Origin of the sequence: Tabrizicola oligotrophica (assembly GCF_011008935.1) — a bacterium.
Taxonomy (GTDB): domain Bacteria; phylum Pseudomonadota; class Alphaproteobacteria; order Rhodobacterales; family Rhodobacteraceae; genus Tabrizicola_A; species Tabrizicola_A oligotrophica.
In genome coordinates, this window is record NZ_JAAIVJ010000001.1 from 626,618 (window position 1) to 651,984 (window position 25,367).

Genomic DNA, 25,367 nt, shown 5'->3' on the forward strand with positions numbered 1-25,367 from the left:
GTGCCCGTCGAACAGGCGCTGGCCGCGCTTGAGGCTTTGGCCGACCCGGCCAAGGCCGCCGACATGGCGGCCTATCACAAGTCCACCCGCCGGTTTTACGGCGTGAGCGTGCCGCAGATCGACGATCTGACCGACCAGTGGCGGGCGGGCTGCACGCTGGAGGACCGGCTGGCGCTGGCCGCCGCGCTTTGGGCGGCTGACATCCACGAGACCCGGATCGCGGCGGCAAAACTGCTGACGCAGGCCCGCATCCGCCCCGATGACGAGGGGGCGTGGGTCTTGATCCAGTCCTGGCTGCCCGATTTCGACGGCTGGGCGATTGCCGATCACGCCATGATCGCCGGGCAAAAGCGGCTGGTCTGGCAGCCCGACCGCATCGCGACGGTGGAGGGTTGGACGCAAAGCCCGCAGATGTGGACACGCCGCGCCGCCATGGTCATCACCCTGCCCTTCGCCAAGAAGAACAACCCCAAGCCCGAAGAAACCGCCATCCGCGAGCGGGTTCTGGGCTGGGCCGCAAGCTATGCCACCGATCCCGACTGGTTCATCCAGAAATCGGTCGCCTGGTGGCTGCGCGATCTGTCCAAACATGACGCCGCGCGCGTGCGGCTCTGGCTCGAGGAGCATGGGGCGAAGCTGAAGAATTTTGCGCGCAAGGAAGCGGCGAAGTATCTCTGAGACCCTGCTCCTCGTCGGCTTCGCCGCTCGTCGTTGCTCCCCGAGGAGAAGCCGAAGGCGTCACGACAAGCGCGCGGCGCTACTGCGTCGCCAGCGCCTTGTCCAGCTCCGGCCGGAAGCGTTGCAGATAGTCGTCGCCCACCAGCGGCCCGATGAAGCGGAACACCACCTCGCCCTTGCCGTTGACGATGAAGGTTTCGGGCGGGGCGGTCACGCCCCATTCCAGCCGGGTCTTGCCCTTCGGATCATAGGCGATGGCGGCAAAGGGGTTGCCCTCCTCGGCCAGAAACCCCAGGGCATCCGCCTCGCGGTCCAGCATGTTGACGCCGATCACCTGGATGCCCTCGGCGGCAAGCGCCTTCAGCGTCGGATGTTCGGCCCGGCAGGGCGGGCACCACGAGGCCCAGAAATTCACCACGGTCACCCGGCCAGCCTGAAGATCGGCCTGCAGCGGTGCCGGAATGCCCGGCAGGGCCGCCTGTTCGATCGACGGCGCGGCTTTGCCGATGAACACCGAGGGCAGCTCATTGGGGTTGTCGCGGCCCATCCCTGTCCAGAAGAGCAGGCCGAGGCCGACGAACAACAGAACCGGCAGCAGCAGCAGAACTCTATTCACCGGCCTTCTCCTGCCGTTTTTCCACCTCGTCCAGCGCCCGCTTCATCCGGCGCGACTGCCACAGCGACAGCGCCACGAAGCCAAGGATCAGCGCCAGCGAGGCCGCATAGGACCACATCACCGCGCCGGCGTATTTGCCCAGTTCCGGCATCATGCCAGCCTCTCCCGCGTCAGGAGCGCCTGCAACCGGCGCGAACGGATTTCGGTGCGGGTGCGGATCAGCACCAGCGTGACGAACAGCAGAACGAAGCCCGCAATGCAGACCACCAGCGGCAGCCAGTAGACATCCGAGACGTTTTCCTGCTCATCCAGCGACAGCGAAGCCCCCTGGTGAAGCCCTTGATTCCAGAAGAGAACTGCATAGCGCGACAGGAAGGCAAAGACCGAGCCGACGATGGCCAGAACCGAGGTCAGGTCAGCCGCCGTGTCGGGGTTCTCCACCGCCGCCCAAAGCGCGATATAGCCGAGATAAAACAGCGCGAGGATCAGGAAGGCCGTCAACCGCGGATCCCAGGCCCACCAGGTGCCCCACATCGGCTGGCCCCAGATTGCGCCGGTGACAAGGCCGATCACGGTGAACATCAGGCCGATGGGGGCCGCCGCCTTGGCCGCAAGCGCCGAGACATGGTGGCGGCGAATGAGCCAGATCAGCGACGTGACCAGCATCATCGTCCAGGCTGAAATCGCCATCATCGCGGCGGGCACATGCAGGTAGATGATCTTCACGGTCGCGCCGAACTTGTCGGCGTCGGGCGTGAAGAAGAAGCCCCAGACCAGCCCGACCAGCATGGCGATCAGGGCAAGGCCCGTGACCCATGGCAGAAGGAAAGCCGAGGTCTGCATGAACTTCTTGGGGTTGGCATATTCCCAGATCGACATCGTTCTTCCTTGGCTTGGCGCTGCGGGCTTTCTAGCACGTCCGGCGGTCAGCGCAAATTGACGCGGATTGCCGCAGCCGCCGCGAAGGGCAAGAGCGCCAGCGCCCCCGCGGTGATCGCGGCCAGAAGCGCCAGCGGCGTCGCAACCGTCATGCCGGCCGCACCCCGCTTGACCACCTCGGCCCCGAAGATCAGCGTCGGCATGTAGAGGGGCAGCACCAGAAGGCTCATGAGCAGGCCGCCGCGCTTCAGCCCGACGGTCAGCGCCGCGCCGAAGGCCCCGATGATCGACAGCGCCGGCGTGCCGAGCGCAAGGCTGATCACCAGCCAGGGATAGCCCGGCAGCGGCAGGTTCAAGAGCACCCCCAGCACCGGCGCCGCCAGCACCAGCGGCAGGCCCGTCACCAGCCAATGCGCCAGCGCCTTCACGGCCACCGCGCCCTCCATCGGCAGGGGCGAAGTGGCGAGAAGGTCCAGCGAGCCATCCTCGAAATCCAGCGCAAAGATGCGGTCGAGCGACAGGAGGCAGGACAAGAGCGCGCCCACCCAGAGGATGCCGGGGGCGATTCTGGCCAGCGTCGCGGGTTCCGGCCCGACGCCCAAGGGCACGATCACCGCGACCAGCAGGAAGAACGCCAGCCCAAGGCCAAAGCCCCCGCCCGCCCGGACGGCCAGACGCAAGTCGCGGAAAAGAAGCGCGATCATGTGAACGCCTCGTCAAAAGCCGAACGGATGCCGCCCGCCGCCGCCGGCCGGGCGCGGAAGCGCCCGAGATCCAGCACATCGGCATCCAGCCCAAGGTCGATATGGGTGGCAATCAGCGCCGCGCCGCCCGCGGCCAGATGGTCGCGCACCACATCGCCGAAAAGCTGCACCGAGGCGGTGTCCAGCGACACCGTGGGCTCGTCCATCACCCAGACCGGACGCCCGGTCACCAGAAGCCGCGCAAGGCCAAGGCGGCGCTTTTGCCCGGCGGAGAGGTTGGCGGCGCGGCGGTCGGCCAGATCGCGCAGGTTCATCCGGTCAATCGCGGCCGCCACCGAGGCCGTGCCAAAGACCGAAGCCCAAAAGGCCAGGTTTTCCGTCACCGACAGCGTGCCTTTCACCCCGTCGGCATGGGCGGCATAGGCCACCGCGTCAGGGGCGGCCTGCACTCGCCCGTGCAGCGGCGGCTGCAACCCGGCGACAGTGCGCAGAAGCGTGGTCTTGCCGATGCCGTTCGGACCGCGCAGCACCAGCGCCCGACCTGCGGCCAGCGCGAAGCCCACGCCTTCCAGCACCGGAACCCCGGCGCGGGCAACGGCAAGGTCATGGGCGGACAGGAGGCTCATGGCCCGACCGGCAGCAGGGCAGCGGCGATGCGGCGCCCCTCGCCCAGAAGCACGTTGTAGGTGCGGCAGGCGGCAGGAGTGGACATCGGCTCGACGCCGATCCCGGCCGCCTCCAAAGCCTCGCGGAAGGCGCGCGGCACCGGGGCGATGGCAGCCCCCATGCCCAGCAGGAGCACGTCGATCCGGCCGGCCAGCGCCAGCGGTGCGGCGCTGTCGCTCAGCCCGCCCCAGTGTCCCGCATCCCAGGGCGTGACCAGCGTGGGCCCGCGCAGGACATGGGGGCCGACCCGGAAGAAATCCGGGCCATAGCCCTCGATCGCCTGCGCCGTGCCATAGCTGATCTCGACGAGCCGCATGGCTCAGGCATCCACATTGGCGAATTCGTGGTCCAAGGGCTTGCCGTTCTTCGGCTTGTCCGAGCGGTCCAGCCCCAGCATCAGCACGATGTTCTTGGCGACATAAAGCGTCGAATAGGTGCCGATCACCACGCCGAACAGCATGGCAAAGACAAAGCCCCGGATCACGTCGCCGCCAAGGATGATGAGGCAGGTCAGCGAAATGAGCGTCGTCGTCGCGGTCATGATGGTGCGGCTCAGCGTCTCGTTCGCGGTCAGGTTCATCATGTCGCGCAAGGGCATGGTCTTGTATTTCGCAAGGTTCTCGCGCAGCCGGTCGAAGATCACCACGGTATCGTTGACCGAATAGCCAAGGATGGTCAGCAGCGCCGCCACGATGGTCAGGTCGAACTTGAGCTGGAAGATCGAGAACACGCCGACGGTGACGACAACGTCATGGATCAGCGCTGCCACCGTGCCGACGGCGAATTGCCATTCGAACCGCAGCCAGACATAGATCCAGATGCCCAGGGCCCCGGCGGCGATTGCCAGAACGGCGGACCAGATCAGTTCGGACGACACTTTGGGGCCGACCGATTCCACCGAGGGGAAGGTGATCGCCGGGTCCACCGCCACCAGCGCAGCCTCGATGGCGGCGATGGCTTCGGGGGTGATGGCCTCTTCGCCTTCCTGCGCCTCGATGCGGATCTGCGCCACATGCTGATCGGCGCGGAAGCCCGGATCGAAGACCTGCGTGATCGCCACGTCGCCAAGGCTCAAGCCCGACAGCGCCTCGCGGTAGACGCCGACATCCAGCTCTTGCGTGCTTTCAGTGCGGATCGTCGTGCCGCCCTTGAAATCGACGCCGAAGTTCAGCCCGATGACCGCCACCGCCAGAAGCGAGACAACCACCGCCAGGACCGAGGCGCCGAAGGTCACCCATTGCAGCTTGAAGAAATCGATGGTGGTCTTTTCGGGAACCAGCCGCAAACGCCATGCCATTTTGTCGCTCTCCCTCAGACCACAAGCGCTTTGGGCTGTTGCCAGTTGATATAGGTCGTGACGATCAGCCGCGTCACATAGACGGCGGTGAACATCGAGGTGAAAATGCCGATGCCGGTGGTGACGGCAAAGCCCCGCACCGCACCCGAGCCGATCATGAACATGATGACGGCGGTGATCATGCCGGTCACGTTGCTGTCGAGAATGGCCGAGAAGGCCCGTTCAAAGCCCAGTTCCACCGAGCGCGCCGGCGACTTGCCGTCGCGCAATTCCTCGCGGATGCGCTCGTAGATCAGCACGTTGCTGTCCACTGCGACCCCCATTGTCAGCACGATCCCGGCGATGCCCGGCAGCGTCAGCGTCGCCCCGATGGTCGACAGTACCGCGATCAGCAGGATGACGTTGACCGCCAGCGCGATATTGGCAAAGACGCCGAACAGCCCGTAGCTCAGCACCATATAGGCCGCGACCGCGACCATGCCGACGATGCCGGCAAGCTTGCCCGCGTCGATCGAATCCTGTCCAAGCTCAGGGCCGATGGTGCGTTCTTCCAGAAAGGTCATCTTGGCCGGCAGCGCGCCGGCGCGCAAAAGGACCGCCAGATTGGTCGATTCCTCGACGGTGAAACTGCCGGTGATGATGCCCGAGCCGCCCGCAATATGGGCCTGGATGGTGGGCGCCGAAATCACCTCGTCGTCCAGCACGATGGCGAAGGGCTCGCCGATATGGGCGGCGGTGTAGTCGCCGAAGGCGCGCGCGCCCGAGGGGTTGAAGCGGAAGTTCACCGCCGGCTGGCCGTTCTGGTCAAAGGACGGCTGCGCGTCGGTCAGCTCTTCGCCGCCAACGACCGCTTCGTCGGCGATGATGTAGAAGATGTCCTTGTCATAGGCATCGCCCACCAGCTTGTTGCGCGCGCCGGGATCGGCGCCTGCATCGCTGGTGCGGCCCAGAACCTGATGGAAGCTCAGTTTCGCGGTGGTGCCGATCAGGTCCTTCAACTCCTGCGCCGAGCCGATGCCCGGCACCTGGATCAGGATGCGGTCATCGCCCTGCCGCTGGATCGTCGGTTCGCGCGTGCCGACCTCGTCGACCCGGCGGCGGATGATTTCAAGGCTCTGCTGCACAGTGCGCTGGTCGGTCGCCACCCGTTCGGCCTCGGACAGCTGCACGACGATGTCCTGGCCTTCGGCCACCACCTCAAGGTCAGATGCCCCTGCCCCGGTCAGGGTCATGACCGGGGTGGCCAGCGCCCGCACCTTTTCAAGCGCGACCGCCATGCCGTCTGGCGTGCTGATCGTCACCCGCAGGACGCCCGGCACCGAGGGCTGCCGCCGCACCGCGCCGACCTGATCGCGCACATCGCGCAGGGCGTCGCGCACTTCGGGCCAGAGCGCGTCGATGCGCTGCGCATAGACGTCGGCGACCTGCACCCGGGCGAGAAGATGCGCCCCGCCGCGCAGGTCAAGCCCCAAGCTCATCAGCGCCGAGGGCAGCACCTCGGGCCAAAGCCCGCGCGCCGCGGCCTGATCTTCGGTCGCCACGCCTTCCGCGGCGGCAATCGCCTTGTTGGCGTCGTTATGCTGCTCGACCCGCGTGTAGAACACATTGGGCAGGGCGGCGAGAATCCCCCAGACAATGATCGCAACGATCAGGAGGCGCTTCCACAGCGGAGTGTGCAGCATGGTTCGCTTGCCTTATGCGGCCGAGGCCGGTTCGGTCTTGTTCATGACCTGAACGATGGTGTGCTTCAGCACCTTGACTTTGACGCCATCGGCGATTTCCACATCCAGCACGCCATCTTCCCCGACGCGGTGAACCTTGCCGATGATGCCGCCCTGCGTCAGCACCTGATCGCCCTTGCGCAGCGCCTCGACCATCGCCTTGAGGTCCTTCATCTTCTTCTGCTGCGGACGGATCAGCAGGAAATACATGATCCCGAAGATCAGGATCAGCGGCAGGAAGGAACCGAAGGCGGCTCCGGCGCCACCGGCACCAGCGGCCTGCGCATAGGCGGGCGTGACGAACATGGGCAATATCCTTGTCGTTGGGGGCCTCACGCCCCGGTATGGATCGGCGCGCACCCTATCCGCGCCGAGCGGCTTGCGCAAGTTGCCCCGAGATGGGGTCTGCGCCGATCAATTCAATGTGCATTCGCCCCGCGAGTTGGGTAAGCAGGGTCAAAACCCCGGTGAAATGAGCCCGCATGCCGCGCATCTGCCTGCTCTCTGCAATGAAGAACGAAGGCCCGGATGTGCTGGAATGGGCGCTCTATCACCGGCTGGTCGGCTTCGATCACATCCTTGTCTACACCAACGGCTGCACCGATGGTTCGGACGGGCTGCTTGATGCGCTCGCGGGCCTCGGCTGGCTGACCCACCGCCGGCATACGCCGCCGCCGGGCCTGTCGCCGCAGGACGCCGTGGCGGCGCGCGCCATGGCCGATCCGGCGCTCGCCGGGGCAGATTGGCTGATGTGGCTCGATGCCGACGAATTCCTCGTGGTGCATGCCGGCGCGGGCCGGGTGGCCGACCTGATCGCGGCGGCGCGCGGGGCCGAGGCGCTGGCGCTGAACTGGCGCAACTTCGGCGATGGCGGGCGGAAGGTGACGGGCAGCGGGCTGGTGGTGGAAAGCTTCAGCCATGGCATGGCGCTCGACAATCCGCAAAGCCGCAGCGTGAAGACCCTGTTCCGCCTGACGCCGCGCATCGCCGGATTTGCCATCCACCGCCCGATCTTCACCGACGGCCCCGAGATTTCCTTCCGCGACGGCGCGGGCAAGCCGCTGGGCCACGCCTTCCAGTTCGGTCGCAACAAGGACGACCGCCCAAGGCACCGCGTGCCGGAAGGCCGGCAGAGCTGGCGGCTGGGCCAGATCAACCATTACCCGATCAAGGCGCTGGACCGTTACCTGCTGAAGCGCCTGCGCGGCAACGGGCTGGACCCGAACTGCGCGCCCGAACGGTTCGATCCCGAGTATCTCGACATCTTCAACTTCAATGAGATGGAGGATACCGCCCTTCAACGCGATGTGCCCGCCCTGAAAGCCGCCATGGCCGAGGCGCTGGCCAATCCGGCGGTGGCCGCCGCCCATGCCGCCTGCACCGCGCTGGATGCCGCCCGCCGCGCCGAGGTGGCCCCGATGATCGCCGCCCTTCTGCCCTTGCGCTATCGCCGGGGCGGCCCCCCTTCCCCATCCGGCGCGAATGGGGCATAACCCCGCCACTTCATTGCCAGACCCGTCCCGAAATTCGAGGCCCAAAATGCACGACATCCGCGCCATCCGCGAAAATCCGGCGGCCTTCGACGCCGCCCTCGCCCGCCGGGGCCTTGCCGCGCTGTCGCCGGAGATTCTCGCGCTCGACAATGATCGCCGGGCGAAAATCCTCGCCGCCGAAACCGCCGCCGCCGCGCAGAACGCCGCCTCGAAAGAGGTGGGTGCCGCCAAGGCCCGCGGCGACAATGCCGAGTTCGAACGCCTGCGCGCACTGGTGGCCGAGAAGAAGGCCGAGGTGGCCAAGCTGACCGAAGAAGCCGGCGCCGAGGATGCGAGCTTGCGCGACATGCTGATGCGCATCCCGAACCTGCCGCTGGACGACGTGCCGACCGGCGCGGACGAGACTGACAACGTCGAGATCCGCCGCTGGGGCACGCCGCGGACCTTCGATTTTCCACCGAAAGAGCATTTCGATATCGCCGGCGTCGCGCCCGGCATGAACTTCGAGGCCGCCGCGAAACTCTCGGGCGCACGCTTTGTCGTGTTGCAGGGCGCGGTGATCCGCGTTCACCGGGCGCTGGCGCAGTTCATGCTGGATACCCATATCGCCGAGCATGGCCTGACCGAGACCTGGACTCCGGTTTTGGTCAAGGAAGAGGCGATGTATGGCACCAACCAGTTGCCGAAATTCGCCGAGGACAGCTATCAGACCACCAATGGCTGGTGGCTGATCCCGACGTCCGAGGTCACGCTGACCAATATGGTCGCGGGCGAGATTCTTGAGGAAAATCAGCTTCCCATCCGGATGACCGCCCATACCCAGTGCTTCCGCTCCGAAGCCGGATCGGCGGGCAAGGACACCACGGGCATGCTGCGCCAGCACCAGTTCGAGAAGGTCGAGATGGTGACGATCTGCGCCGCGGATCAGGCTTTGGCGGAACACGAGCGCATGACGAAATGCGCCGAGGCCATTCTGGAAAAGCTCGGCATTCCCTATCGCACGATCGTCCTTTGCACCGGCGACATGGGCTTTGGCGCGCAGAAAACCCATGACCTTGAGGCCTGGCTGCCGGGGCAAGGCAAATACCGCGAGATTTCCAGCGTCTCGACCTGCGGCCAGTTTCAGGCCCGCCGGATGAATGCGCGGGTTCGCCCCGCCAAATCTGAAAATGGGGGCGGCAAGCCCGAGTTCGTGGCGACGCTGAACGGCTCCGGCCTTGCCGTCGGGCGCTGCCTGATCGCGGTTCTGGAGAACGGCCAGCAGGCCGATGGTTCGGTGGACCTGCCGGCGGTGCTGCATCCCTACCTTGGCGGCAAGACCCGGATTTCGGCGGCGGGCACCCTCGAGTAACGCTCTTCGTCGCCTTCGGCGCTCATCGCGGGGCCTGCCCGACGAGAAGCGCGACGCGCGCCCGAGGAGGGTCACTCGCCGGTGTTCTTTTCCTTGTGCTTGCGCAGCCGGCTCGGGGTGTGGAACTTGCGCACCTTCCACGGGTTCTGGTCGCCCTGCCCGCGGAAGAACAGCCGGATCGGCGTGCCCGGCATGTCAAAATGGTCGCGCAAGCCATTGACCAGATAGCGTTTATAGCTTTCCGGCAGCTCATCGGGACGCGAGCATTTCACCACAAAGCCCGGCGGCCGGGTCTTGGCCTGCGTCATGTAGCGCAGCTTGATGCGGTGGCCGCCCGGCGCCGGTGGCGGGTGGGCTTCGGTCATGGCGCCAAGCCAGGTGTTCAGCTTGGCCGTCGGCACCCGGCGGTTCCAAACGTCATGCGCCTTGCGGATGGCGTCGTGCAGCCGGTCGAGGCCCCGGCCGGTCTTGGCCGAAACCGTGATCAAGGGCGCCCCGCGCAATTGCGGCAAGAGACGCTCGAACATCTCTTTCAGCTCCGCCAGCTTTTCCTGCTTTTCGTCCTCGAGATCCCATTTGTTGATCGCCACCACCACCGCCCGGCCTTCGGTTTCGGCAAAATCGGCAATCCGCAGGTCCTGGGTTTCGAACGGGATTTCCACATCCAGAAGCACCACGACCACCTCGGCAAAGCGCACGGCGCGCAGCCCGTCGGAGACCGAGAGCTTTTCCAGCTTTTCCGTGACCTTGGCCTTCTTGCGCATGCCTGCGGTGTCGAAGATCCGGATCGGCGTGCCCTGCCAGTCGGCGCGCACCGAAATCGCGTCGCGGGTGATGCCGGCCTCGGGGCCAGTCAGCAGGCGGTCATAGCCAAGGATCTTGTTGATCAGCGTCGATTTTCCGGCATTCGGCCGCCCGATCACCGCAATCTGCAACGGCTTTTTCGCCGTCGGATGATGGGCGAATTCGTCGGCCTCCAGCTCGGCCTCTTCCTCCGACAGATCCACATCCACCACGGGCGCATTTTCCGCCTCGCGCTCGGCAAACTCGCCTTCCAACGGCTTCAACTCGCGGTAAAGGTCGTCCATCCCCTCGCCATGTTCCGCCGAAATGCGGATCGGCTCGCCCAGACCCAAGGAATAGGCCTCGAGCGCGCCGGAATCGCCCGCCTTGCCCTCGGCCTTGTTCACGGCCAGAAACACCCGCGCGTTCTTCTTGCGCAGGATATCGGCAAAGACCTCGTCCGTCGGCGTCACCCCGGCGCGGCCGTCGATGACGAAGAGACAGGCATCCGCCATTTCCACCGCGCGTTCGGTCAGCCGCCGCATCCGGCCCTGCAGGCTGTCGTCGGTGACTTCCTCAAGCCCGGCGGTGTCGATCACGGTGAACCGCATGTCGAAAAGCTTGGCATCGCCCTCGCGCAGGTCGCGCGTCACGCCGGGCTGGTCGTCGACCAGCGCCAGCTTGCGGCCCACGAGCCGGTTGAAAAGCGTCGATTTGCCCACGTTCGGGCGGCCCACGATGGCCAGCGTAAAGCTCATGATGCGTCCGTTTCTCTCAAGCCGCCCCCCTTACAGGGCTTTGCCTTCAACGGAAAGCGTGAAGTTGCCCGTTTCCGCCGACGACAAACAGCATCCCCCCGGCCAGAGCGGCAGGCGCTGCCGCGCCGCCCGGAATCTCGCCCGTGCCGACCAGCGCGCCATCGGCCGGGTTGAACAGCCGGATGCCACCGTCCGACGAGACCACTGCCACGCGGCCGCCCGCCAGAACGGGGCCGTAATGTGCGGTGATTTCCTTGAATTTCTTCGGCTTTTCCGCCTTGAAATAGGGCATCTGCACCGCCCAGATCACCGCGCCGGTGCCGGCGTCAAGCCGCACCAGCTTGGCTTCGTCATTGACGACGAAGACCGAGCCGCCCACCACCAGCGGCGGATTTGCCGCGCCTTCGGTCGCCGTCCAGAGCCGCTGGCCGGTAGTGGCATCGAAGGCCGCGGTGCGCCCGGCCGCCGAACCGACGTAGACCACGCCGCCTGACAGCACCGGATCGCCGGTCAGATCGCCCATGCCCGAGGCGAAAGCCCGGCCCAGACGCTGGCCCGCAATCGCCGCGCCCCAGGTTCTGGTGCCATCTTCGGTGTTGATCGCCGCAATCTCGCCGGCGGCAAAGGGAAAGACCGCCATGCCATTGCCCGCCGCCGGCGAGCCGGTGCCGACCATGCCGGAGGCCGCACGCGTGCCGCTGGCGTTCCAGCGCATCTTGCCATTGGCGGCATCCACCGCCAGCGCCGAACCATCACGCGCGGTGGCGTAAACCGTGTTGCCCTCGACCGTCGGGGCGCCGATCACCGGAGCATCGAAGCGCTGGCGCCACTGCACGGCCCCGGTCGCGGCATCCAGCGCCGCCAGTTCGCCATAGGCGGTGGTGACAAAGACCTGCCCGCCCTGTGCAGCCAGACCGCCGCCCGACACTTCCGAAGCGTTGCGGTCGAACTCGGCGCGCAGATCGGCGGTCCACAGCGCCTTGCCGGCAGTCGACAGCGCCGTCACCTGCGCATGAGCATCCATGGCAAACACCCGACCGCCGGCGACCACCGGAGCCGCAGTCAGCCGGTTGCGGCGCGAATTGCCGGTGCCGATCGCGGCCGACCACAGCCGCTGCGGCGCAGCCGAGAGCGCGGCATGCGGGCCGGAATGCTGGGCCGAGCCGCCGCGATGGGTCCATTCGGCATTGGCCACCGCGCCGGGCAGTGCGATCGGACGGGATTCGTTTTGCGGCAGCAGGGCTTCGGCCTGCGGGTCGGGCTGCTCTTCCGTCGGGAGTGAGGCCGCGAGCGGGGTGCGCACGTCAAACCGCTCGCCTTCAAGGATCACTTCCTTTTCGCAGGCGGCAAGGCTGAGCGCCAGAAGCGAAACCCCCAGAACCGGACGCATGAAACCAGCCATCGAAACCTTCCCCGCCTGCCCGAACGCCATGAGTGCCGCCTTTCCCCTTAGCCCTGATCGGCAGGTGCCGCCGCGTCGGGAAGGCTTCCCCCCAGAGCGGTAATCACCTGCCCCGCCCGGCCGCGCAGGCCTTGCGGTGCTTCCTGATCCTGCATGAGCGCAGTCAGGGCGGCAATCGCCTCGTCCGTCTTGCCTTCTTCGATCAGCAGATAGGCGAGTTGTTCGGCAGCCAGCGTGCGGAAGGCGCGACCGGGGGCGGAAATGCCTTCCAGTGCGGCGCGGCGGTCGGCCAGCGGCAGATCAGCCCCCGCCACCATCACCCGGCGCAACTGCGCCATGTCGCGGTAGATCTCGGGCTGGGCGGCATCGGCGATCAGCGCCTCGAGCGCGGTCAGCGCCGCAGCCTTGTCCTCGTCCGGGTCGGAGGCCAGCATCAACGCCCGGATGGCAAGCTGTTCGCCGTCCGCAGGCACCGCCGCCATGGCGTCGCGGCGTTCCACCGCGCCGCCGGTGTCCAGCGCCTCGAGCATGGCATCGCCGAAGCCTTGCGCGCGCGCCTCGGCCCTGGCCTTCTGCCATTCGTTCCAGCCCGCGCCGCCGACGATGGCCAGAACCACCAGCCCGCCGACCCAGCCATATTTGCGGAAGGCCGCAAACAACCGGTCGCGGCGCACCTCTTCGGTCACCTCTTCGATGAAACTGTCGGGATTGCTCACCTTGGGCCTCTCCTTGGCACGGGCCTTGCGACAGCCCGGCCCGCATTCCTTTTCTCGGGCCGGCCGGGCGTGAAACCACCGCGACAGTCCGTTCTCTTGCCCTGTCTTACAAGGCTTGCTGCCGCGCGCCAAGCCCTCGCCCCGCGCTTGGCGCATCAATCCTTGGCGGGTGGGCCGGGTTCAGGTCGGGCGAAGGGCGGATTTGCGCCCATCTGGGGCCATATTCGCTTGCGACAAGCTGGATTGATGCCGTGTCACCCGGAGAGTCCTGTATGGACGTCGCAACGATTGCCAATTTTCTGCTGTTTCTCGGGGCTTTCGGTGCCAGCTTTGCCTTGGACACCGAGGAAAGCGCTGGCCCCCGGTTGGAGGAGGATTCGCTTTATGACCGCGAGGCCTATGACCGCACCGACCGGCTTGGCGATGCGGATGACGAGGTCACGGCGGATGCCGACAACCTCGCGTGGTTCATGGAAGGCGGCAACGACGCGCTGACCGCCTCGGACGGCGCGGATTTTGCCGATCTGGGCCGCGGCGATGACCGCGCCGACATGGGGGCGGGCAATGATCTCATCGCGGCGCAGGACGGCAATGACAGCGTGGCCGGGGCCAGTGGCGCCGACCTTGCGCTTGGGGGCGGCGGCGATGACTGGCTGGACGGCGGGGCTGACCATGACAGTCTTGCCGGCGAGACCGGGGAAGACCTGCTGACCGGCGGGGCCGGGTCGGACATTCTGGCGGGCGGCGAGGGCAATGACGTGATTTCGGGCTTCTCGCAGCTTGGCGGCGCGAGCGGCTCGCTGAGCGGCGCCGATGGGGCTGACCAGATGTTCGGCGGCACGGGCGACGACCGGTTGATCCTTGGCCGCGGCGACAGTGCCACCGGCGGCGAGGGGGCGGACCGTTTCGAGATGGACGCGCGCTGGCACGATGGCAACGGCCCCTTCACGATCACCGACTACCGGGCCGGCGAGGACAGCCTCGTGCTGCAGTATGATCCCCAGATCGACCCGGACAGTTCACTGCCGCTGACCCCCGAACTGGAGGTGCAGCTCAGCGAGGATGGGCTGTCGAGCCTTGTCCTTCTGGATGGCGCGGTCGTCGCCGTAGTCGAAGGCGTCACCGGCCTCACCGCCGCCGACATCAGCTTGCTGCCCGATGGCGACACCGACACCGGCTATCGCCCCGAGGATTTTGACGCCACCCTGCCCGGCAGCGCGGCGGACGACAGGGCAGCCGGCAGCGCGGGCGATGACTATGGCCGCTTCGGCGCCGGCGACGATGCCGCACTTGGCGCGGCGGGCGAGGATTCGCTCTTGGGCGACGGCGGGTCCGACACATTGGCGGGCGAGACCGGCGATGACACGCTCAAGGGCGATGACGGCGACGACGCGCTGGCGGGCGACGGTGGCAATGACGCCCTGTTCGGCGGGCTTGGCGCGGACCGGCTGACCGGCGGCGACGGGGTCGACCGTCTCTGGGGTGGTGGTGGCAATGACATCCTCTCGGGCGGTCACGCCGATGCCGCGGGGGGCAGCGAGGCGGTGATCGACGGCGCCGACAGCCTGTCGGGGGGCGACGGCGATGACCTGCTGCTCTTGGGCAGGGGCGATCTTGGCCTTGGCGGCACGGGCGCGGACATCTTCTGGCTGGACGCCGCGACCAATGCCGGAGCTGCGGCCGTTGCCACCCTGCACGACTATGACGCGGACACCGACCGGATCGAGATTCACTATGACCGGATCTACGATCAGGACATGATCGAGATTGCCCCGACTGTCGCCGTCCTGATGGGGCCGATGAGCGCTTATGCCGTCATCACCTTCAACGGCGAGCCTTTGACCCATGTCACCGGCGCGACCGGGTTGACGGCCGCGGATCTGGCATTGGTCGCGGCGGGGTGAGCCTCACATCCGCCCCAGCCAATCGGTCAGCCGCCGCAGGTTCACGCCAAGATCGCCGCGGCCATAGCGTTGCCGCGACCAGATCCGCAGGCCGCGGTCGGTGGTTTCGGCACTGATGTAATCGGGAAAGCCGATCAGCTGCGACCGCGCGATCCAAGTGATGCGGCCCTCGTCAAGGCTGCCGGCAAGCCTGCGAGTGCGGGGGCTGGCTTCGGCCACCTCCGCCAGTCGGGCGAGCGCCGCTGCCGGGTCGGCGGCAGGCAGGAAGGCCACCGCCCCGCCCGGCACCTGTCGTATCACGGGCGAGACGGCCTCCGCCTCGCCCGCGATTTCGGCCAGGGCCACATGCCAGCGCGCCGGGTCGTCTGGGGCTAGCCGCACATAGGCGGCCAGGCCGAACAGCCCGGCCAGCAGCAGGACCAGAAGCCCCCGGCTGCAGCTCATCTGCGGGTTTTGGCCCAGTGGTAAAGGCAGATCAGCTCATGGGCCACATGCGCCCCGGCAATCGCCGTCGCGCCGGTGGTGTCATAGGCCGGCGAGACCTCGACGATGTCGCCGCCCACCATGTTGATGCCGGCGAGATCGCGCAGGCAGGCTGCGGCCTGCCAGCTGTGCAGCCCCCCCCAGACCGGAGTGCCGGTGCCGGGAGCGACCGACGGATCAAGGCAGTCGATGTCGAAGGTCACATAGGTCGGGCGGTTGCCGACGATCTCCTTCGCCCGCGCCACCACATGCGCGCTGCCCTTTTCATGCACAGTGCGGGCGTCGATGTAATCCACCCCGAGATAGTCGTCGCAGGCCGTGCGGATGCCGATCTGGACGCTGGTTTTCGGGTCGATCACCCCGGATTTCACCGCCTTGTAGAAGAACGTCCCGTGGTCGATGCGGTCCATGTCATCATCGGCCCAAAGGTCGGAATGGGCGTCGAAATGGATCACCGACATCGGCCCGTATTTCTCGGCATAGGCGCGCAGGATCGGCAGGGTGATGAAATGATCTCCCCCCAGCGTCACCGTCCCTGCCCCGGCGGTCAGGATGGTGCGGATATGGTCGGTGACAAGGCCGGGAAAGCTGGGCGTATGGGCATAGTCGAAGGCGACATCGCCATAATCGATGATGTTCATGTCTTCGAGCGGGTTGGTCGGCCAGCCATAGGGCGGATCAAAGGCCTGCAGCGCGCTCGCCTCGCGGATGGCGCGCGGGCCAAAGCGGGTGCCGGTGCGGTGCGTCACCGCCTGATCGAAGGGCACGCCGGTGATGGCCAGATCCACCCCCGTCAAGTCCTTGGTGTAGCTGCGCCGCAGGAACGAGGTTGCGCCGGCAAAGGCGTTTTCAAATGCAAGGCCACGCAGGCCCTTGCGGGTGAACGCAGTATCGACCTGCGTCTTGGCGTCTTCGAGTGCCATGGATATCTCGGGATTTGGGTCGCGTCGTCGTTATGAAAAGCCCCGGAGACGCCGCGGATCGCATGGGCAGGCGCGAGGGTGGCAGGTGGGGGGTGGGGGTGTCAAGGGGGCCGTTTCCCGGGGGCATTTCCCAGCCGCCTGACATATGAGCCGGCCCGGCGGGCGTCGCTCTTGCTTCCGGCCTTTTGCAGCGCAAGTCAGCAGAGGGTGGGGCAAGCGGAGCGCGCAGGTCGGCATTCCGCCCGACTCCGCATGGCTGTTTCACTGCGGGCGGAAGCCTGCCCTGCAAGGCCCCGCCCCGGCGCACATCGGGGAAGCATTCCGTTCATCTCATCCCCCACAGGGCCGCGCCCGACCTCGGGATGGCGCTCCAACCACCGTTCCAGGCGGTTTATGGTTCAGCCAATCCTACCGGAGTTCTAGCGGCGAACGGCGCAAACGCGCCCTCCCGGGGGGAGGTCGGGCCATGCCATTGGTTTCTCGAACCAATGGCGAAACCAATGGCATACCCGGCGGCGCAAGCGCCTTGATTCCGGGCTTTTCGGCACAAGTGTAGGTCGGACTTCAGCCCGACTCTTCTCGGCGGGCTGAAGCCCGCCCTACATTCCCTCGGGGGCGTATGATGCATGGGACCGCACCCTACCCCAGCCGATACCCCTCCCGCACCAGATCGTCCGTCACCCGGGCGATGGCCTTGCCCAGCGTTTCCACCACGAAATCGACCTGCCCTTCCGTGATCGTCAGCGCCGGGCTCATCACGTTCAGGTGGCCAAGCGGGCGCACCATCAGGCCCATGGCCTCGGCGGTGGCGGAGATGCGTTTGCTCTCGTTTGCCTCGTCGGGCAGGAGTGCCTTGCTCTCCTTGTCCGCCACCGATTCCACGCAGAGCATCAGCTTGCGGCCCCGCACGTCACCGACCAGCGGCAGGGCGGACAGTTCGGCCAGCCGGGTTTCGAAATAGGCCCCGACCCGGGCGGCGTTGCCCAGAAGATCCTCGCGTTCCATGATCTCGATGTTCTTCAAGGCCACCGCGCAGGAAACCGGGTGGCCGGAATAGGTGAAGCCGGTGGTGAACCAGCGCTGGCCACCTTCAGCCATCACCGCCCAGATGCGGTCCGACAGCAGCAGCGCGCCAAGCGGCACATAGCCCGAGGTCAGGCCCTTGGCCGTGGCGATCATGTCGGGCATGACCCCGAACTCGTCCCACGAGGCGAACCAGTGGCCGAGACGGCCGAACGAGGTCACCACCTCATCGGCGATGAACAGGATGTCGTGGCGCTGGCAGACCTCCCACATGCGTTGCAGATAGCCGGCGGGCGGCACGATGATGCCGCCCGACGCCTGGATCGGTTCGGCGATGAAACCGCCGATGCGGTCAGCGCCTTCGCGGGCGATCAGGGCCTCGAACTCGGCGATCAGCTGGTCGCAGAACTGCGCCTCGGTCAGATGGGCCGGGCGGCGGTAGAGGTAGGGCGAGGAGAGGTGGTAGATACCCTCGGACTGGTAGCGGAATTCCTCCACCCGGTCGCCGTTGCGCTTGCCGACCGATTGGGTCAGGTAGGTCGAACCGTGGTAGGAATTCTCCCGCGCCACGATGCCGGTCTTTTGCGGATTGCCCTTGCAATGGTGGTAATAGGCCACGGTGCGGATGGCGGTTTCCACCGCGGTCGAGCCGCCGGTGGTGAAGAAGACCCGGTTCAGATCCCCCGGCGCCAGCGCGGCCAGCTTGCCCGCCAGAAGTGCCGTGGTGTCCGAGGTCACGTCGCAGAAATAGTTGGTATAGGCGAGCTTCATCGCCTGATCGGCCATGGCCTGCGCCATTTCGGCCCGGCCCAGCCCGACATTCGTACACCACATGCCGCCGATGGCATCGAAATAGCGCGTGCCGGCGGCGTCCCAGACATGACAGCCCTCTCCTCTGGTCAGGACGAGAGAGCCGTCGCGTTCAAAGGCCCCGAAGTTGACCCAAGGGTGAACGGCATGGTCGTGGTCCAGGGTCCAGGGGGTGGCGTTGGTCAGGATCTGCGGCACATTCATTTTGAATCTCCAGTCAATATGAGACCGGAATAGCAGAGCCGCGCGGCAAAATCCAGAGTTTTGATCAAAAAAGGCGACAGACCGGGGTCTGCCGCCTTTGCCGTGCGGGATGGGGGGCCTCAGGCGAGCGGCTGGGCGCGCTCCACCAGACGCGCGAAGAAGCTGGCGCCGATGGGGGCGGCTTCGTCGTTGAAATCATAGGCGGCGTGATGCAGACCAGCCCCCGGACCGGTGCCAAGGAACAGATAGGCGCCGGGGCGGGATTCCAGCATGTAGGAGAAATCCTCGGACCCCATTTCGCGCACCGAGTTGCCGTTGACCAGCCCCTCGCCCACCACCTCGGCCGCCACTTCGCAGGCGAAGGCGGCGTTATCGGCGTGGTTGATGGTGGCCGGATAGCCCCAGTCATAGTCGATACGAGCGGTCACGCCATAGGCGGCGGCGTGGCCCTCAACGATCTCGTGGAAGCGCTTTTTCAGCAGCGCCCGGACATCGGGTTTGAAGCAGCGAATGGTGGCGCAGAACATCGCCTCCTCGGGGATGATATTCGAGGCCGTGCCGGTGTGGATCTGCGTCACCGAAACCACCGCCTCGTCCAGCGCATAGACGTTGCGTGGGATGATGGTCTGGATCGCCTGCACCATGCCCACGACCGCCACCACCGGATCGACGCATTCATGCGGCGTGGCGCCATGGCCGCCCTTGCCGGTCAGATAGACAAAGGCGGTGTCGACCGAGGCCATCAGCGCGTCGGGCGTGGTCAGGAACTGGCCGAAGGGAATGTTCGGGGCGTTGTGGATGCCGTAGACTTGAGTCACGGCGAAGCGGTCCATCACGCCTTCCTGCACCATGACCTGCCCGCCGCCGCCATCTTCCTCGGCCGGCTGGAACAGGAGCGCGACGCGGCCGGAGAATTTCCGGGTCTCGGCCAGATACTTGGCCGCGCCCAGAAGCATGGTCACATGGCCGTCATGGCCGCAGGCATGCATCTTGCCGGGGATGGTGGAGGCATAGGCCGCCCCGGTGATTTCCTCGATCGGCAGGGCGTCCATGTCGGCGCGCAGGCCGATCGTCGGGCCTGCCCCCTGCCCGTTGATGATGGCGACGATGCCGGTCCTGGCAATGCCGGTGTGAATTTCGTCCACCCCGATCTCTTTCAGGCGCTCCACGATGAAGGCGGCGGTGTCGTGGCAATCGAAGGCCAGCTCTGGGTGCATGTGCAGATGCCGCCGCCAGCCCTTCATTTCTTCGGCATAGGCTGCGATACGGTTCAGGACGGGCATGGGGTGACTCCTTTGTCTGGCCTTTGATCAAAACGCAAAACCGGGAAAACGGCAATGGCCCTCACCGACTCGGACCGTCTCGTTCACGACCCCATGGGCGGAATGCCGCGCCTGCTGGAGATCATGGCCCGGCTGCGCGACCCGGCAACGGGCTGTCCGTGGGACATCGAGCAGAGCTTTGCCAGCATCGCCCCCTATACGCTGGAAGAGGCGCATGAGGTGGCCGACGTGATCGAGCGGCAGGCCTGGGCCGAGTTGCCGGGCGAGCTGGGGGACCTGCTGTTTCAGGTGGTCTATCACGCGCAGATGGCGCAGGACGCCGGGCTTTTCGGTTTCGACACCGTGGTCAGGGCGATTGCCGACAAGATGGTGGCCCGCCACCCGCATGTCTTTGGCGAGGAGAGCCGCGACAAAACCGCCCAGCAGCAGACCGCCGACTGGGAAAGGATCAAGGCCGCCGAGCGCGGCGCGAACGGTTCGGGCGCGCGGGTGCTCGATGGGGTGGCGATGGGGCTGCCGGCGCTGACGCGGGCGGTGAAGCTGCAGAACCGGGCGGCGCGGGTGGGGTTTGACTGGCCCTCGACCGATGAGGTGCTGGCCAAGCTGCGCGAGGAAATGGCGGAGCTTGTCGAGGCGCGCGAACACCATGGCGCGGCGCAGGTCTTTGAGGAATTTGGTGATCTTCTGTTCGTGATGGCCAATCTGGCCCGGCATATGAAGCTGGACCCCGAGGCCGCGCTGCGCGCCGCCAATGCCAAGTTCACCCGGCGGTTCGGCCGGATCGAGGACTGGCTGGCCGAAGCGGGCAAGGCCCCATCCGGGAGCGATCTGGCGGAGATGGATGCGCTCTGGAATCGGGCCAAGGCCGAGGACAAGGCGCGGCAGGCGGCGGTGTCCGGGGCCGCGGGCGGAGCCTCCGGCGGGGATATTTAAGCCAGTATGAAAGCGCGGGCGCGATAGCAAATTGTTTTAGTCAGGTATTGACCCAAGCAAAAGAGTCAGGCAAAGCGGGCGCCAGAAAACCTGACCAAAGGACTCAAGCAATGCGCCTTTCCCTTGCCGCCCTCGCCCTTGTCTCGACCGCCCTTCCGGCGCTGGCCGAGGAAGTGAACGTCTACTCGCACCGCCAGCCCGAACTGATCCAGCCGCTGATCGACGCCTTCACCGCGGAAACCGGCATCACGGTCAACGTGGCCTTCGTCGACAAGGGCATGGTGGAGCGGCTGCAGGCCGAGGGCGACCGCTCGCCCGCCGATCTGGTGCTGACGGTCGACATCGCGCGGCTGCTGCAAGTGGTCGAGGCTGGCGTCACCCAGCCGGTGCAATCGGACGTGCTGGAAGCCAACATTCCGGCCGAATACCGCGACCCGGCCGACCAGTGGTTCGGCCTGACCGCCCGCGCCCGCATCATCTATGCCTCGAAAGACCGGGTACAGCCGGGCGAAGTGACCACCTATGAGGATCTGGCCAGCGACAAGTGGAAGGGCCGGATCTGCACCCGCTCGGGCACGCATGACTATAACGTCGCGCTGACCTCGGCTGTTCTGGCGCATCATGACGCGGCCTATACCGAAGCCTGGCTGCAGGGCGTCAAGGCCAACCTCGCCCGCAAGCCCGATGGCGGCGACCGCGATCAGGTCAAGGCGATCTGGGCCGGCGAATGCGACATCGCGGTCGGCAACACCTATTACATGGGCCAGATGCTGGCCGATGCCGAGCAGAAGGCCTGGGCCGAAAGCGTGAACGTGGTGTTCCCGACCTTCGAGGCCGGCGGCACCCACATGAACATCTCGGGCATTGCCATGACCAAATCGGCGCCGAACAAGGACGCCGCGCTGAAGCTGATGGAATGGCTGACCTCGGATGCGGCGCAGAAGATCTATGCCGAGACCAACCACGAATTCCCGGTGAAGCCGGGTGTGGAGCGGTCGGCTCTGGTGGCAAGCTGGGGCGAGTTCACCCCCGACGCGCTGCCCTTGGCCGATGTCGCCGCCAAGCGCGCCGAGGCGCTGAAGCTGATCGAGACGGTTGATTTCGACAACTGATCCGGCAAGGATCGGAGCAGCGGAAGGGGGCCGGGCGCGGCCCCCTTTTTCTTTGACCGGATGGACAAGGATGCGCTAGCAAGACGCTTCGACGCAGGAGGGAGACCAGCATGGCCCGCAAGATCATCATCGACACCGACCCCGGTCAGGACGACGCCTTTGCCATCCTGCTGGCGCTGGCCAGTCCCGAGCTCGAGGTTTTGGGGGTGACGGCGGTGGCGGGCAACGTGCCCTTGCATTTCACCGAAAGGAACGCCCGGATCATCTGCGAGCTGGCCGGCAAGACCGACACGCGGGTCTATGCCGGCTGCGACCGCCCGATGAAGCGCAAGCTGGTGACGGCGGAATATGTCCATGGCCAGACCGGCCTCAATGGCCCGCAGCTGGCCGATCCGGTCATGGCCTTGCAACCCGAGCATGCCGTCGATTTCCTGATCGAGACCCTGCGGCGCGAGCCGGCGCATACAGTGACGCTGTGCCCGCTTGGGCCACTGACCAATATCGCCACGGCCTTTGAAAAGGCCCCCGACATTGTCGGCCGGGTCGGCCAGATCGTCTTGATGGGCGGGGCCTATTTCGAGGTCGGCAACGTGACGCCCACCGCCGAGTTCAACATCTACGTTGACCCGGAAGCGGCGGAAATCGTGTTCAGATCCGGCATTCCGCTGGTGGTGATGCCGCTGGATGTCACCCACAAGGCGCTGACCACACGGGCGCGGGTGGAGCGGTTCCGCGCTTTGGGCACCGAGGTTGGCCGGGTCTGCGCCGAATGGCTGGAGTTCTTCGAGCGCTACGACATGGAGAAATACGGCAGCGACGGCGGGCCTTTGCATGATCCGACGGTGATCGCCTATCTTTTGCAACCGGGGCTGTTCAAGGGGCGGCACATCAATGTGGAAATCGAGACCCGGTCGGAATTGACGCTGGGCATGACGGTGGCCGACTGGTGGGGCGTGACGGGACGGTCGGCGAACGCGCTGTTTGTCGGCTCGGTCGATGCGGACGGGTTCTTTGCGCTGCTGACCGAGCGGATCGGGCGGTTGTGAGGCACCGGAGGTGGGTGAATCACCCATCCCACACCCCGTAGGGTGGGTAGTTCCGCGCCAGCGGCGCGGGTTCACCAAGGCTCGGGCAAGATCACTCAGGCTGGCTGATCTGGCCGGCTGATCTGGCCGCCGCCGACAGCGGCTGGAACGCCGGTGGTCGTGGGGCAAGAGGTGGGCAGCCCGCGCAGCACCCGGACGGCCAGATAGGCAAAGGCCTGCGCTTCCAGCATGTCGCCGTCGAGGCCCGCCGCCTCGACCGGCTCCACCGGGCAGTCGAGCCGCTGGCCAAGCTCGCGCATCATCGTGGCGTTGTGCCGCCCGCCGCCGGTGACCAGCAGCCGGCTGACCGGGCGCGGGAAATGTTCGGCCCCCTTGGCGACAGCGGCGGCAGCGATGGCGGTCAGCGTGGCGGCGGCATCTTTGGGGGCAAGAGTTTCCAACCCGGCAAGGGCTTGCGTGAAGTCGTTCCGGTCCAGAGACTTGGGCGGCATCCGGAAGAAATAGGCATGACGCAGAAAGGCCTCGATGGCCGCCGCGTCGGCCTTGCCGGTGGCCGCGAAGGCCCCGCCCTCATCCTGCGACTTGGCGAAATGGCGCTGCATCAGGTCGTTGACCGGGGCATTCGCCGGGCCAGTGTCGAAGGCCAAAAGCGCGCCGGGAGCGTGCGGCTCGGCGATGGCGGGGTCGACCCAGGTCAGATTGCCCACTCCGCCGAGGTTCAGAAAGGCAAGCGGGCCATCCGCGCCGATCAGGCGCGCGCAGGCATGGTGGAAGAACGGGGCCAGAGGCGCCCCCTGCCCGCCCATGGCGACATCGGTGCTGCGGAAATCCCAGACTACGGGCAGGCCAAGTGCCTCGGCCAGCACGGCGCCGTCCCCGCACTGGTGGGTGCCGCGCCCGGCCGGATCATGCGCCAGCGTCTGGCCGTGAAAACCCGCCAGCTCGACGCCGGTGAAGCGGGACAAGAGCTCGGCATGGGCGGTCTCGACCACCTCGGCGGCGGCGGCCACGGCAGGATCGCCGGGCCATTGGCCGAAGGCGGCGCGGATCGTGGCGCGTTCGGCCTCGGTATAGGGGCGATAGGCATGGGGGCCGAATTCCGCGATCGTCGCGCCATCGGTCAGCACCATGGCGGCATCGACGCCATCGAGCGAAGTCCCCGACATCGCCCCCAAGGCCCAGACCGGGCCGGTCTTACCGCCCTTTTTCATGCCTTCCCCTGCCCTGCCTGCCCCGTTATACCCCTGCCATCCTTAAAGCATGAGACGGCCATGACCTACCATCCGAAATCCGATTTCCTGCGTGTGATGCTCGAGCGCGGCTTTGTGGCTGATTGCACCGATTATCAGGCGCTTGACGAGGCTTTTGTGAAGGGCGTCGTGCCGGGCTATATCGGCTTTGACGCGACGGCGAAGTCGCTGCATGTCGGCAGCCTGATCCAGATCATGATGCTGCGCTGGCTGCAGAAATGCGGTGGCAAGCCGATCGTGCTGATGGGCGGGGGCACCACCAAGGTGGGCGATCCCAGCTTCCGCGCCGATGAGCGGCCCTTGCTGACCAATGCCCAGATCGACGACAACATCGCCGGGATCAAGCGGGCGTTCTCGCCCTATGTCCGCTTTGGCGATGGGCCGAATGACGCGATCATGGTCAACAATGCCGAATGGCTGGACGGGCTGAATTACCTTGAGTTTCTGCGGGTGATCGGGCGGCATTTCTCGGTCAACCGGATGCTGAGTTTCGAAAGCGTGAAGTCGCGGCTGGACCGGGAGCAGAGCCTCTCGTTCCTTGAATTCAACTACATGATCCTGCAAGCCTATGATTTCCTTGAACTGAACCGCCGCTATGGCTGTCTGATCCAGATGGGCGGCAGCGACCAGTGGGGCAATATCGTCAACGGCGTCGATCTGACGCGCCGGGTGATCGACCATGAGGTTTTCGGGCTGACCTCGCCGTTGCTGACCACTTCGGACGGCAGGAAGATGGGCAAGTCGCAGTCGGGCGCGGTCTGGCTGAATGGCGACATGTTCAGCGCCTATGAGTTCTGGCAGTTCTGGCGCAATACGACCGACGCGGATGTGGGGCGGTTCCTGAAGCTTTACACCGAATTGCCGGTGGCGGAATGCGACCGGCTGGGGGCGTTGCAGGGGGCCGAAATCAACGGCGCGAAGATCGTGCTGGCCAATGCGGTCACGACGCTGTTGCACGGGGCAGAGGCGGCGGCGGCGGCAGAGGCCACGGCGCGCGAGGTGTTTGAAAAGGGCGGCGTGGGGGATGACCTGCCGACCGTTCACATCGGCGCGGCGGATCTGGCCGAGGGGCTGGGGATCGTGCAGCTGTTCGTCAAGGCGGGGCTCGCGCCATCGGGCAAGGAGGCCAAGCGGCTGATTTCCGAGGGCGGGGCGAAGGTGAATGACGAGATCGTCACCGATGCCGGCCTGCGCTATGGCGCGGATGATCTGGGCCAGCCCTTGAAGCTGACGGCGGGCAAGAAGCGGCATGCCTTGGTGGTTCTGGGCTAACTCCTCGTCGACTTCGTCGCTCGTCGTGGCGAGGAGAAGTCGACGGCGCCCGACGAGAAA

General features: G+C 66.3%; 25 protein-coding genes. 8 read left to right on the forward strand and 17 right to left on the reverse strand.

Annotation, left to right across the window (positions count from 1 at the left end):
- Complete coding sequence (locus tag G4Z14_RS03025; protein WP_407703792.1) at nucleotides 1-678, forward strand: DNA alkylation repair protein; 678 nt, start codon at nucleotides 1-3, stop codon at nucleotides 676-678.
- Nucleotides 679-757: 79 nt separating this feature from the next.
- On the opposite strand, the gene G4Z14_RS03030 is transcribed toward G4Z14_RS03025, so the two are convergent.
- From G4Z14_RS03030 to yajC, 9 genes are read right to left on the reverse strand one after another with little or no spacing between them, the layout of a single operon-like run.
- The gene (locus tag G4Z14_RS03030) at nucleotides 758-1,294 is read right to left on the reverse strand and encodes a DsbE family thiol:disulfide interchange protein (protein ID WP_164623260.1); all 537 of its coding nucleotides are present in this window, start codon (nucleotides 1,292-1,294) and stop codon (nucleotides 758-760) included.
- On the reverse strand, nucleotides 1,287-1,448 hold the full coding sequence (gene ccmD / locus G4Z14_RS03035; RefSeq protein ID WP_164623261.1) for a heme exporter protein CcmD: 162 nt from the start codon (nucleotides 1,446-1,448) through the stop codon (nucleotides 1,287-1,289). Before ccmD ends, G4Z14_RS03030 begins: the two co-directional genes overlap by 8 nt.
- Nucleotides 1,445-2,173: a heme ABC transporter permease gene (locus tag G4Z14_RS03040; protein ID WP_164623262.1), complete on the reverse strand. Its 729-nt coding sequence runs from the start codon at nucleotides 2,171-2,173 to the stop codon at nucleotides 1,445-1,447. Before G4Z14_RS03040 ends, ccmD begins: the two co-directional genes overlap by 4 nt.
- 47 nt (nucleotides 2,174-2,220) lie before the next feature.
- On the reverse strand, nucleotides 2,221-2,877 hold the full coding sequence (ccmB, locus tag G4Z14_RS03045; protein WP_164623263.1) for a heme exporter protein CcmB: 657 nt from the start codon (nucleotides 2,875-2,877) through the stop codon (nucleotides 2,221-2,223).
- Nucleotides 2,874-3,503 (reverse strand): heme ABC exporter ATP-binding protein CcmA, encoded by a 630-nt coding sequence (gene ccmA, locus G4Z14_RS03050; protein ID WP_164623264.1) that lies wholly within the window; start codon nucleotides 3,501-3,503, stop codon nucleotides 2,874-2,876. The genes ccmB and ccmA overlap by 4 nt, the downstream gene beginning before the upstream one ends.
- Nucleotides 3,500-3,859, reverse strand: a complete 360-nt coding sequence (locus tag G4Z14_RS03055) for an Mth938-like domain-containing protein (RefSeq protein WP_164623265.1) — start codon at nucleotides 3,857-3,859, stop codon at nucleotides 3,500-3,502. The genes ccmA and G4Z14_RS03055 overlap by 4 nt, the downstream gene beginning before the upstream one ends.
- A 3-nt stretch (nucleotides 3,860-3,862) precedes the next feature.
- Entirely contained in the window at nucleotides 3,863-4,840 is a 978-nt protein-coding gene (gene secF / locus G4Z14_RS03060) for a protein translocase subunit SecF (protein WP_164623266.1), read from the reverse strand.
- Between the two features lie 14 nt (nucleotides 4,841-4,854).
- Nucleotides 4,855-6,522 carry a protein translocase subunit SecD gene (secD, locus tag G4Z14_RS03065; RefSeq protein WP_164623267.1) on the reverse strand — a complete coding sequence of 556 codons (1,668 nt, stop codon included), beginning with the start codon at nucleotides 6,520-6,522 and terminating at the stop codon, nucleotides 4,855-4,857.
- Nucleotides 6,523-6,534: 12 nt separating this feature from the next.
- On the reverse strand, nucleotides 6,535-6,867 hold the full coding sequence (gene yajC, locus G4Z14_RS03070) for a preprotein translocase subunit YajC (protein WP_164623268.1): 333 nt from the start codon (nucleotides 6,865-6,867) through the stop codon (nucleotides 6,535-6,537).
- Between the two features lie 176 nt (nucleotides 6,868-7,043).
- Between yajC and G4Z14_RS03075 the strand changes: the two genes are divergently transcribed.
- Entirely contained in the window at nucleotides 7,044-8,054 is a 1,011-nt protein-coding gene (locus G4Z14_RS03075) for a glycosyltransferase family 2 protein (protein WP_164623269.1), read from the forward strand.
- 46 nt (nucleotides 8,055-8,100) lie between these two features.
- Nucleotides 8,101-9,405, forward strand: a complete 1,305-nt coding sequence (gene serS / locus G4Z14_RS03080) for a serine--tRNA ligase (protein ID WP_164623270.1) — start codon at nucleotides 8,101-8,103, stop codon at nucleotides 9,403-9,405.
- A 71-nt stretch (nucleotides 9,406-9,476) separates the two neighbouring features.
- Here the strand turns inward: serS and der are convergent, their stop codons facing one another.
- The 3 genes from der to G4Z14_RS03095 are packed head-to-tail and all read right to left on the reverse strand — an operon-like array spanning nucleotide 9,477 to nucleotide 13,064.
- Nucleotides 9,477-10,946: a ribosome biogenesis GTPase Der gene (gene der, locus G4Z14_RS03085; RefSeq protein ID WP_164623271.1), complete on the reverse strand. Its 1,470-nt coding sequence runs from the start codon at nucleotides 10,944-10,946 to the stop codon at nucleotides 9,477-9,479.
- Nucleotides 10,947-10,992: 46 nt separating this feature from the next.
- Nucleotides 10,993-12,348 (reverse strand): outer membrane protein assembly factor BamB family protein, encoded by a 1,356-nt coding sequence (locus tag G4Z14_RS03090; protein WP_227751482.1) that lies wholly within the window; start codon nucleotides 12,346-12,348, stop codon nucleotides 10,993-10,995.
- A 47-nt stretch (nucleotides 12,349-12,395) separates the two neighbouring features.
- On the reverse strand, nucleotides 12,396-13,064 hold the full coding sequence (locus tag G4Z14_RS03095; RefSeq protein WP_164623272.1) for a hypothetical protein: 669 nt from the start codon (nucleotides 13,062-13,064) through the stop codon (nucleotides 12,396-12,398).
- 272 nt (nucleotides 13,065-13,336) lie between these two features.
- Here G4Z14_RS03095 and G4Z14_RS03100 point away from each other — a divergent pair, with 272 nt between their 5' ends.
- Nucleotides 13,337-14,968 (forward strand): calcium-binding protein, encoded by a 1,632-nt coding sequence (locus G4Z14_RS03100; protein WP_164623273.1) that lies wholly within the window; start codon nucleotides 13,337-13,339, stop codon nucleotides 14,966-14,968.
- Nucleotides 14,969-14,971: 3 nt separating this feature from the next.
- Here the strand turns inward: G4Z14_RS03100 and G4Z14_RS03105 are convergent, their stop codons facing one another.
- The 4 genes from G4Z14_RS03105 to G4Z14_RS03120 all read right to left on the reverse strand — a co-directional run bounded on the left by G4Z14_RS03105 (nucleotide 14,972) and on the right by G4Z14_RS03120 (nucleotide 19,694).
- Nucleotides 14,972-15,412, reverse strand: a complete 441-nt coding sequence (locus tag G4Z14_RS03105) for a DUF1499 domain-containing protein (RefSeq protein WP_164623274.1) — start codon at nucleotides 15,410-15,412, stop codon at nucleotides 14,972-14,974.
- The gene (speB, locus tag G4Z14_RS03110) at nucleotides 15,409-16,374 is read right to left on the reverse strand and encodes an agmatinase (RefSeq protein ID WP_164623275.1); all 966 of its coding nucleotides are present in this window, start codon (nucleotides 16,372-16,374) and stop codon (nucleotides 15,409-15,411) included. Before speB ends, G4Z14_RS03105 begins: the two co-directional genes overlap by 4 nt.
- Nucleotides 16,375-17,013: 639 nt before the next feature.
- Nucleotides 17,014-18,411, reverse strand: a complete 1,398-nt coding sequence (locus G4Z14_RS03115) for an aminotransferase (protein WP_164623276.1) — start codon at nucleotides 18,409-18,411, stop codon at nucleotides 17,014-17,016.
- A gap of 119 nt (nucleotides 18,412-18,530) precedes the next feature.
- Nucleotides 18,531-19,694, reverse strand: a complete 1,164-nt coding sequence (locus G4Z14_RS03120; protein WP_164623277.1) for a M20 aminoacylase family protein — start codon at nucleotides 19,692-19,694, stop codon at nucleotides 18,531-18,533.
- A gap of 54 nt (nucleotides 19,695-19,748) precedes the next feature.
- On the opposite strand from G4Z14_RS03120, the gene mazG reads away from it, so the two are divergent.
- The 3 genes from mazG (at nucleotide 19,749) to G4Z14_RS03135 (ending at nucleotide 22,785) form a co-directional block, all read left to right on the forward strand.
- Nucleotides 19,749-20,627: a nucleoside triphosphate pyrophosphohydrolase gene (mazG, locus tag G4Z14_RS03125; protein WP_164623278.1), complete on the forward strand. Its 879-nt coding sequence runs from the start codon at nucleotides 19,749-19,751 to the stop codon at nucleotides 20,625-20,627.
- 110 nt (nucleotides 20,628-20,737) lie between these two features.
- Nucleotides 20,738-21,739 (forward strand): Fe(3+) ABC transporter substrate-binding protein, encoded by a 1,002-nt coding sequence (locus G4Z14_RS03130; protein ID WP_164623279.1) that lies wholly within the window; start codon nucleotides 20,738-20,740, stop codon nucleotides 21,737-21,739.
- Between the two features lie 110 nt (nucleotides 21,740-21,849).
- Nucleotides 21,850-22,785, forward strand: a complete 936-nt coding sequence (locus tag G4Z14_RS03135; RefSeq protein WP_164623280.1) for a nucleoside hydrolase — start codon at nucleotides 21,850-21,852, stop codon at nucleotides 22,783-22,785.
- 95 nt (nucleotides 22,786-22,880) lie between these two features.
- On the opposite strand, the gene G4Z14_RS03140 is transcribed toward G4Z14_RS03135, so the two are convergent.
- Nucleotides 22,881-23,996: an anhydro-N-acetylmuramic acid kinase gene (locus G4Z14_RS03140; protein ID WP_164623281.1), complete on the reverse strand. Its 1,116-nt coding sequence runs from the start codon at nucleotides 23,994-23,996 to the stop codon at nucleotides 22,881-22,883.
- A gap of 60 nt (nucleotides 23,997-24,056) precedes the next feature.
- Here G4Z14_RS03140 and tyrS point away from each other — a divergent pair, with 60 nt between their 5' ends.
- A complete protein-coding gene (gene tyrS, locus G4Z14_RS03145) occupies nucleotides 24,057-25,307 on the forward strand; it encodes a tyrosine--tRNA ligase (RefSeq protein WP_164623282.1) in 1,251 nt (416 codons plus the stop codon).
- Nucleotides 25,308-25,367: the final 60 nt, after the last annotated feature.